The sequence below is a fragment of the Halomonas sp. BC2 genome (genome assembly GCF_002078115.1).
Taxonomy (GTDB): domain Bacteria; phylum Pseudomonadota; class Gammaproteobacteria; order Pseudomonadales; family Halomonadaceae; genus Vreelandella; species Vreelandella stevensii.
This window is the reverse complement of sequence record NZ_LFGT01000012.1, coordinates 129,452-136,681: the sequence shown is the minus strand read 5'-3', so window position 1 is coordinate 136,681 and position 7,230 is coordinate 129,452. Positions and strand designations below refer to the sequence as shown.

Sequence of the window (7,230 nt, the reverse complement as noted above, 5' to 3'; positions counted from 1 at the left end):
AAGCGACGCGACGGTGGGCGGTGATGCCCTTGCGCAGCTGGCTGGCCGTCTCCTCTGCGGGCGTATTCAGTGCCCCCAGGCCATCCAGCAGCACCAGCCGTGCGACACGCTCGGGCAGCGCCGCTGCCAGCAGGCAGGAGACCGCCGCCCCCATCGAGTGCGCCAGCAACGTGGCCTGCTCGATCTCCAGCGCCTCCATGGCATCCAGCACATCGTGAAGGTAGTCCCACAGCGCATAGTCGCTGCCGAAGGGCGTATGGGCCGAATGGCCGTGCCCACGAAAATCGAGGGCAACGATACGAATATTCAGTCGCTTGACCAACAAAGGGGCCAACCGCGAGAAGCTCGCCGCGTTATCCAGCCAGCCGTGCAGGGCGACCCATACCGGGGCATTGTGGCGCCCCCAGCTCAGGGCCGCCAGGCGCCCATTGGCCAACGACAGCGGCGTACTGCCGCTAAACTCGGATCCTTTCATCAGCCCTCTCTTCTTCACGAAAAACCATGCGCCGGATGACGCTTCGAGCACCAAACGTTACCATGCCTGGCGCAGCCTATGCGCTGCTTTCGAGCGGCCCATGGTGGGCCACCCTTTCCTATCTGCTGGAGACAACCCGATGAAACCTCGTCGCGACACCCGCGCTCGCAATCTCGTGTTCTGGATCACGGTCATCAGTGCGCTGGTGGTTGGCCTCTGGCTGGCCCGTTAGCCCCCGTACTCATACCTTCATCCCGGCACCTTGCATTTTTTTCCGCATGAATGAATACTGGCTATAAATACTGTATATAAACACACTATTCATTCGTGAGGAGCCCGACGATGCCGTCTCAACCCACTGCCGTTGCGACCGCCTTGCCGTCAACGCCCTTGCCTCTTCCGTTTGCCTCGCTGAGTGGTCGCGCGGGTTTTAGCGGATTTCCTTCCCCCGCGCAGGATTACGAGCCACGCACGCTGGACCTCAACACCCGGCTGATCAAGCACCCGACACAGACGTTCTACCTGACCGCCCGCGGCGACAGCATGGAGGGATGGGGCATCTTCGACGGCGACCTGCTGGTGGTAGACCGCAGCGTGCCGCCTCGGCTGGGCCACATCGTGGTCGCCCTGTTCGACCAGGAGCTGTTGATAAAGCGCTACGCGCTGTATCGCGGTACGCCGCATTTGTGCTCGTCTCACCCGCACTACCCTCCGCTGCCGCTGGAAGAGGCCGAGTGCCAGCTATGGGGGGTAGTGCGCGCCGTCATTCATGAGTATCTGCCATGATCGGCCTGGTGGATGCCAACAACTTTTACGTTTCCTGCGAGCGGGTATTCCAGCCCACGCTGGAAGGCAAGGCCGTGGGCGTCATGTCCAACAACGACGGCTGCGTGATTGCGCGCTCTGCCGAGCTGAAAGCCATGGGCATTGCCATGGGGACGCCAGCGTTCCAGCTGGAAGGGCTGCGGCGTCGGGGCCAGATCCATTTGTGCTCTTCCAACTACGAGCTGTACGGCGACATGTCGGCGCGGTTGGCACAGCTGCTGCGTGAAGCCTGCCCAGAGGTCGCCCCCTACTCCATCGATGAGATGTTCATTTACCTGGATGGCTTCGATGACGCCCAGTGCCAGGCCATGGGCGTGGCGCTACGCCGCCGTGTTCGCCGTTACCTGGGGTTGCCCGTCTGCGTTGGGCTGGCGGCCACGCATACGCTGGCCAAGCTGGCCAATCACGTGGCCAAGCAGCAGTCCCACTATCAAGGGGTATGCCTGCTGGCTGCCCACACCGCCACCACCCAGGCACTGCTCAAACAGCTTCCGGTGAGCGAGGTATGGGGAGTCGGCCGACGGCTTGCCGAGCAGCTCGCCGTGAGCGGTATTCGTACCGCCTGGCAGCTGCGTGAGAGCGACCCCAGGCAGTTGCGCAAGCGCTTTTCGGTAGTGTTGGCGCGCACCGCCCTCGAGCTGCGCGGCACGCCTTGCCTGGAGATGAACGCCGTCGAACAGCCCCGCCAACGCATCATGACTTCGCGCTCTTTCGGGCGTGCCACGGGGCGCAAGGAGGAGCTGCACGATGCATTGCGCCAGCACGCCCAGCGCAGCGCCGAGAAACTGCGCCAGCAGGGTAGTCTGGCCCGTGCGGTGCTGATGTTTCTGACCACCAGCCGCCATCGCAAGGACCTGCCCCAGCTGGCCCCCCGCGCCATGATTCCCCTCGATGCTCCCACCGACGACACGCGGCTCATTCTGCAGGCCGTCAAGGAAGGGATGGAGCAGATGTACCGCCCCGGCTACGTGTTCATGAAAGCAGGCGTCATGCTGGTGGACCTGGTAGACGCCCAGCAGTACCAGCTCTCGCTGCTGGCACCGCCTGCCAAGGCGCACCCCCACGTGATGCGGGCGGTGGATGCCATCAACCAGCGGATGGGGCAAGGCACCATCCACTTTGGCATGCGCGACCCGGACGCCGCCTGGCAGCTGCGCTGCGGGCACCGTTCACGCCGCTACACCACGCGCTGGAACGAGTTGCTGGAAGCCGGCACCCACCCGGGAGCCATCGCGGCGTTTACTTCTCACCGATAGCCGCTAGGCTAGTGATTCCGCACGCCAAAAGTTTGCCTTATGTCCTATCAACGATCTGATGACGAGTATGCGCCCAGCCCGGACGTGGCCCATCGCCAGCTCAACGACCTTCAGCGCCGCCTGAACACCGGGCAGGATTGGCCCTCCTAGGCAGCTTTCAGGGCCTTGCGCAAGCGTGGGCTCAAGGTTTCACCCGCTGCCATCATGGCCACCAGGATCGCCAGCAGCCACGGCCAGTGCTGGACAAACGAGACCTGATAGAGGCCCAGGGCATCGACGAAGATGACCAGGATGCCCAGCGGGCTGACATAGCGCACCATGGTCAGCCACAGCGTATAGGGCAGCGGAGCCAGCCCCAGCTCGTCGCGGAACGTCTCGCTCTTGAGCACGAACCCGGCCAGCAGCACCATGCCCAACCCGCCCAGCGGCATCATCCAACGGGACGTCAGGTAGTCCAACCAGTCAAAGAAGTGCCTGCCCGCCAGCGTCCAGTCAGCGCCCAGATTGAACGACAGCATCGCCAGCGTGCTGATCAGCCACAGCACGATCCCGGTGGACCAGGCGGCCACCGGGCGCGTGATGCCCTTGTTGTCGCACAGCCAGGAGACGGTGGCTTCGACCATCGAGATGGACGAGGTCAGTGCCGCCATGGAGAGCATCAAAAAGAACAGAATACCGAACAGGGTGCCCAAGGGCATGGCCTGGAAAGCCAGCGGCAGGCTCATGAAAATCAGTCCTGGCCCTTCGCCAGGATTCATGCCGTTGGCAAAGATCACTGGGAAGATCGCCAGCCCGGCCATCAGCGCCACCACGGTATCGGCCAGCGCCACGCTGACCGTGGTGCGTCCGATGGAGGCCCCTTTGGGGAGATAGCTGCCGTAGGTGAGAATGGCCCCCGAGGCCAGCGACAGCGTAAAGAAGGCGTGCCCCAGCGCCGCCAGCATACCGGCACTGGACAGGCTGCCCGAGTTGAACGAGAACAGGAAGCGGACGGCGTCGCCAAAGCCACCGGAAAACACGCCAAACACGATCAGCAGCACCAGCATCAGCACCAGGCCCGGCATCATCCAGCTGACGCTCTTCTCGATCCCCTCCTGTACGCCCTTGCCCACGATCAGCATGGTCAACAGCGTCACCAGCGTGCTCCAGCCGCCCAGCACCCACGGGTTGGCGTTGTTGGCCGCAAAGATCGCCGCCATGTCATCGACGCTGCTGCCCGCCAGACCACCGGAGAGCATCTTCCACAAGTAGGAGAAGGACCACCCGGCCACCACCACATAGAACGACAGAACCATGAACCCGCAAAGCATGGCCATCCAGCCGATCAACGACCAGCCGGAGGAGCGCCCCGATTCGCTGACCACCCGGCGGATGGCATCGATGGGGCTACCGCGACCACGACGACCAAAAGCGATCTCGGTCATCATCACGGGCACCCCGACGGCCAGGATGCAGGCCAGATAGACCAGCACGAAAGCGCCGCCACCGTACTCCCCGGTGATATAGGGGAATTTCCAGATATTGCCCAAGCCTACCGCCGAGCCGGTAGCTGCCAACACAAAGCCCCAGCGGCCCAGCCACTGAATACGCGGTTGTCCAGAAGACGCCATGCCCTTCTACCCTGTCAGAAAAAAGCGCCTATCCTAGAGGATTTTGCCCTCGAAGCCCACGCATCTCTGGGTCGCGCCAGCGCTTTTTCTATGCGGCCAGCGCCTTGGCCTCAGCGTCCAGCCGCTGCGCCGTGTAGTCGATGCGACGTAACCATATCAACAGCAACGCCCCTGTCGTCACGAAGCCACCGGCCAACCAAAGCCCCAGGTAGTAGTGCCCAGAGGCTTCCGCCAGCATGCCCGTCAGCGCCGGCGCAACGATTTGTGCAGCCCCATACGCCAGCGTCATTTGGCCCATCAAGCGAGCGGGGCTCGCTGGGTAAAGCCGCCCTGCCATGGTCAATACCAGACTCACACAGCCCAGAAAGGTACCGCCATACAGCACGGCGCTTACCAGCACGCCCGGCAAGGTCGGGCTGACGGCAGGCAGCACAATGCCAACGACCTGAACCAGCATCGCAACGATCAAGGCGCCCAGGTAGCCAATCCGCCTTGCTATCAGATCCCACAGCATTACAGTGGGAGCCGCTGCCAATCCGACTAGCGCGAACGCCCAGTTACCCGCTCCCGCCAGCAGCGGTTCACGCTCGACGATGGCGACCAGAAAGGTGGCGCTGATGACGTAACCGTACCCGGCACAAAAATAGGCAGGCAGCATCAAGCGCATGAAGGTACGGCTGGGCGGCCGGACCGGTGCAGCATGCTCAGACGTGCCTGGAAGCGGCTTTACGGGGCGAGGCAGCCAGCACCATGCGGGCACCAGCAGCACCAGCCCTAGCAGGCTAAAGCCCCACCATTGGGCTTGCCAGCCCAGCGCAAGCGCTTGCATGAATTCAACGGCCAGCGCCGCCACCACGATGCCAACCCCCACCCCAGCAAAATGGATCCCAAGCTCGCCACGCTGATGATGCTGAATCAGCCAATGGAGAATCAGTCCGGACGCCAGCAGCATGGAACCACTGCTGGATAACCCCGCGATAAACCGCAGGCCTGCCCATACCCAGAAGTGCTCGGTCAGCGCCATCCCTAGCGTACTCAGCACCGCCAATACGAGCCCAGTCCGGAACAGAGTATCCTTCAGGTGCAAGGTGCGGATAGATGCGGCCAGCACAGCGCCCAGCATGTAGCCGGCATAGTTGAGTGCCGCCAGCCAACCACCATCGGCATCATTGAGCCAACTCTGCTGCTGCATTACGGGCAATAGCGGGGTATAGGCGAATCGCGCAATACCAATGCACAATATCTGGCTAAACACCCCTGCCAACAGAACTTTAAAACGAGGACTGACCAGCGTTTCTGCCGTCATGGCAACACTCCCAGGACATCGATACCATGGTAGTTTCATCAGCGTGCATACGTTAATGATCATAGTAAGGTGTTTCAGACAGCGCGTCATGACCACCTAGGTCGGGGGTGCGCTTATCCCGCGCGCATGCAACCGCCGCCGTTGCCCCACCCACTGGCGACAGAACACGCCACAATCTGTCAGACTAGTCATCACTGACCACCGCTGTAAGTGAGGTTTCACCATGACCGATACCGCAACACCCTGGACCCAGCCCATGCCGGACGCACAGTTCACCCTGATGCGTGACATTCTGGCGGCGCCCAGCCCCGTAGGCCTGGAGGGCGCCATGACCTATGGCGTTCTCAAGCCCTATTTCGAAAGCTTTGCCCCGGCGGGCTGGCACCTGCATCAGTTCAAGGGCAACGCCGGTGTGGTACTGGACACGCATCCGGGCCAGGACGACATGTTCAAGCTGATGATCATCGGCCATGCCGACAAGATCCGCATGCAGGTTCGCTCGATTGGGGAAGACGGCAAGATCTGGATCAATACCGACTCTTTCCTGCCGGGCGTGCTGATCGGCCATGAAGTCACCCTGTTCAGTGAAGACCCAGAGGCCCCAGGCAGCTACCGCCGCATCGACGGCGGCACGGTGGAAGCCCTGGGCGCGATTCACTTCTCCGACCCGGCCCAGCGTGATGGCAGCAAGGGCATCAAGAAAGAGCAAATTTACCTGGACCTGCAAATTCACGGAGAGAACAAGAAGCAGCAAGTCCTCAACCTGGGCGTGCGCCCCGGCGACTCGATCATCTTCAATCGTCCCATCCGCCCGGGGTTCAGCCCGAATACCTTCTACGGCGCCTACCTGGATAACGGACTGGGCTGCTTTGTCGCCGCCGAAGCCGCTCGGCTCGTTGCCGAAGCCGGTGGCACCGACAAGGTTCGCGTCATGTTTGCGATTGCCAGCTACGAAGAGATCGGCCGCTTCGGCAGCCGCGTGATGGCGGGCGAGCTGAAGCCCGATGCAATCATCGGCGTGGACGTCAACCACGATTACGTGGGCGCGCCCGGCATTGGCGACAAGCGCATGCAGCCGCTGGAAATGGGCAAGGGGTTCACGCTGTCGGTGGGCTCGATTGCCAGTGAGCAGTTGAATCGCATCATTGCCACCGCCGCCAGGGAGCACGACATTCCCATGCAGCGGGATATCGTCGGGGTAGATACCGGCACCGACGGCATGGCAGGCGTACTGGCCTCCATCGACAGCGCGGCCACCTCCATGGGCTTCCCCATCCGCAACATGCACACCATTTCGGAAACCGGCAATACCCAGGACGTATTGGCAGCCGTGCATGCCCTGGCACACACCATCCAGGCCATGGATGCCATGCCCGACCTGCATCAGGCTTTCAAGAACAACCACCCGCGCCTGGACGAAGCCAGCCCACTTGCCCACCAGGGCAGCAGCAAACCGGAAAGCGGTACTGACAGCACCGACTGACCCCGGTACTTCCCACCATGGTGGCTGAGGAAAACCTTAAATTACTGTCCGGTATTAGTTGACCACTACAGCCACGATGGGCGAATAGGCAAAAAAAACCCCGGCCATGACTGGCCGGGGCAGTACTGACTCCTCCCTGATCCTTCTTCATGAACGTCCTGTTCATGCATCCCTGGTGCTCAAGCGCTCCTTGCTTGATAGTACTCCCTGAAGGCACGTTTCCTTATGCCACTGCCTACTCTGCAGCTTCTATATGACAACTGCATTAACCTGAG

Annotated in this window: 6 protein-coding genes; 3 read left to right on the top strand and 3 right to left on the bottom strand. The window is 62.0% G+C overall.

The genetic code is table 11. From position 1 onward, the window contains the following. Positions 1-475 (bottom strand): alpha/beta fold hydrolase (locus tag B7L71_RS09525; RefSeq protein WP_139790103.1); only part of this gene is annotated, 475 nt, incomplete at its 3' end. Between the two features lie 342 nt (positions 476-817). Here B7L71_RS09525 and B7L71_RS09520 point away from each other — a divergent pair. Together B7L71_RS09520 and B7L71_RS09515 are read left to right on the top strand one after the other, a co-directional pair. Further along, positions 818-1,261, top strand: a complete 444-nt coding sequence (locus B7L71_RS09520; protein WP_016914453.1) for a LexA family protein — start codon at positions 818-820, stop codon at positions 1,259-1,261. Further along, positions 1,258-2,556, top strand: a complete 1,299-nt coding sequence (locus B7L71_RS09515) for a Y-family DNA polymerase (RefSeq protein ID WP_081137529.1) — start codon at positions 1,258-1,260, stop codon at positions 2,554-2,556. The genes B7L71_RS09520 and B7L71_RS09515 overlap by 4 nt, the downstream gene beginning before the upstream one ends. A 146-nt stretch (positions 2,557-2,702) precedes the next feature. Here the strand turns inward: B7L71_RS09515 and B7L71_RS09510 are convergent, their stop codons facing one another. Next, positions 2,703-4,166 (bottom strand): sodium-dependent transporter, encoded by a 1,464-nt coding sequence (locus B7L71_RS09510; RefSeq protein ID WP_081137527.1) that lies wholly within the window; start codon positions 4,164-4,166, stop codon positions 2,703-2,705. A gap of 88 nt (positions 4,167-4,254) precedes the next feature. Continuing rightward, complete coding sequence (locus B7L71_RS09505) at positions 4,255-5,472, bottom strand: YbfB/YjiJ family MFS transporter (RefSeq protein WP_016914457.1); 1,218 nt, start codon at positions 5,470-5,472, stop codon at positions 4,255-4,257. Positions 5,473-5,695: 223 nt separating this feature from the next. Here B7L71_RS09505 and B7L71_RS09500 point away from each other — a divergent pair, with 223 nt between their 5' ends. Beyond that, positions 5,696-6,955, top strand: a complete 1,260-nt coding sequence (locus B7L71_RS09500) for a M20/M25/M40 family metallo-hydrolase (RefSeq protein WP_016914458.1) — start codon at positions 5,696-5,698, stop codon at positions 6,953-6,955. The last annotated feature ends 275 nt before the right edge of the window (positions 6,956-7,230 follow it).

Excerpts from the sequence above, each read along its gene's own strand:
- B7L71_RS09520 (WP_016914453.1), top strand. The coding sequence starts at position 818 with ATGCCGTCTCAACCCACTGCCGTTGCGACCGCCTTGCCGTCAACGCCC.
- B7L71_RS09515 (WP_081137529.1), top strand. The coding sequence starts at position 1,258 with ATGATCGGCCTGGTGGATGCCAACAACTTTTACGTTTCCTGCGAGCGG.
- B7L71_RS09510 (WP_081137527.1), bottom strand. The coding sequence starts at position 4,166 with ATGGCGTCTTCTGGACAACCGCGTATTCAGTGGCTGGGCCGCTGGGGC.
- B7L71_RS09505 (WP_016914457.1), bottom strand. The coding sequence starts at position 5,472 with ATGACGGCAGAAACGCTGGTCAGTCCTCGTTTTAAAGTTCTGTTGGCA.
- B7L71_RS09500 (WP_016914458.1), top strand. The coding sequence starts at position 5,696 with ATGACCGATACCGCAACACCCTGGACCCAGCCCATGCCGGACGCACAG.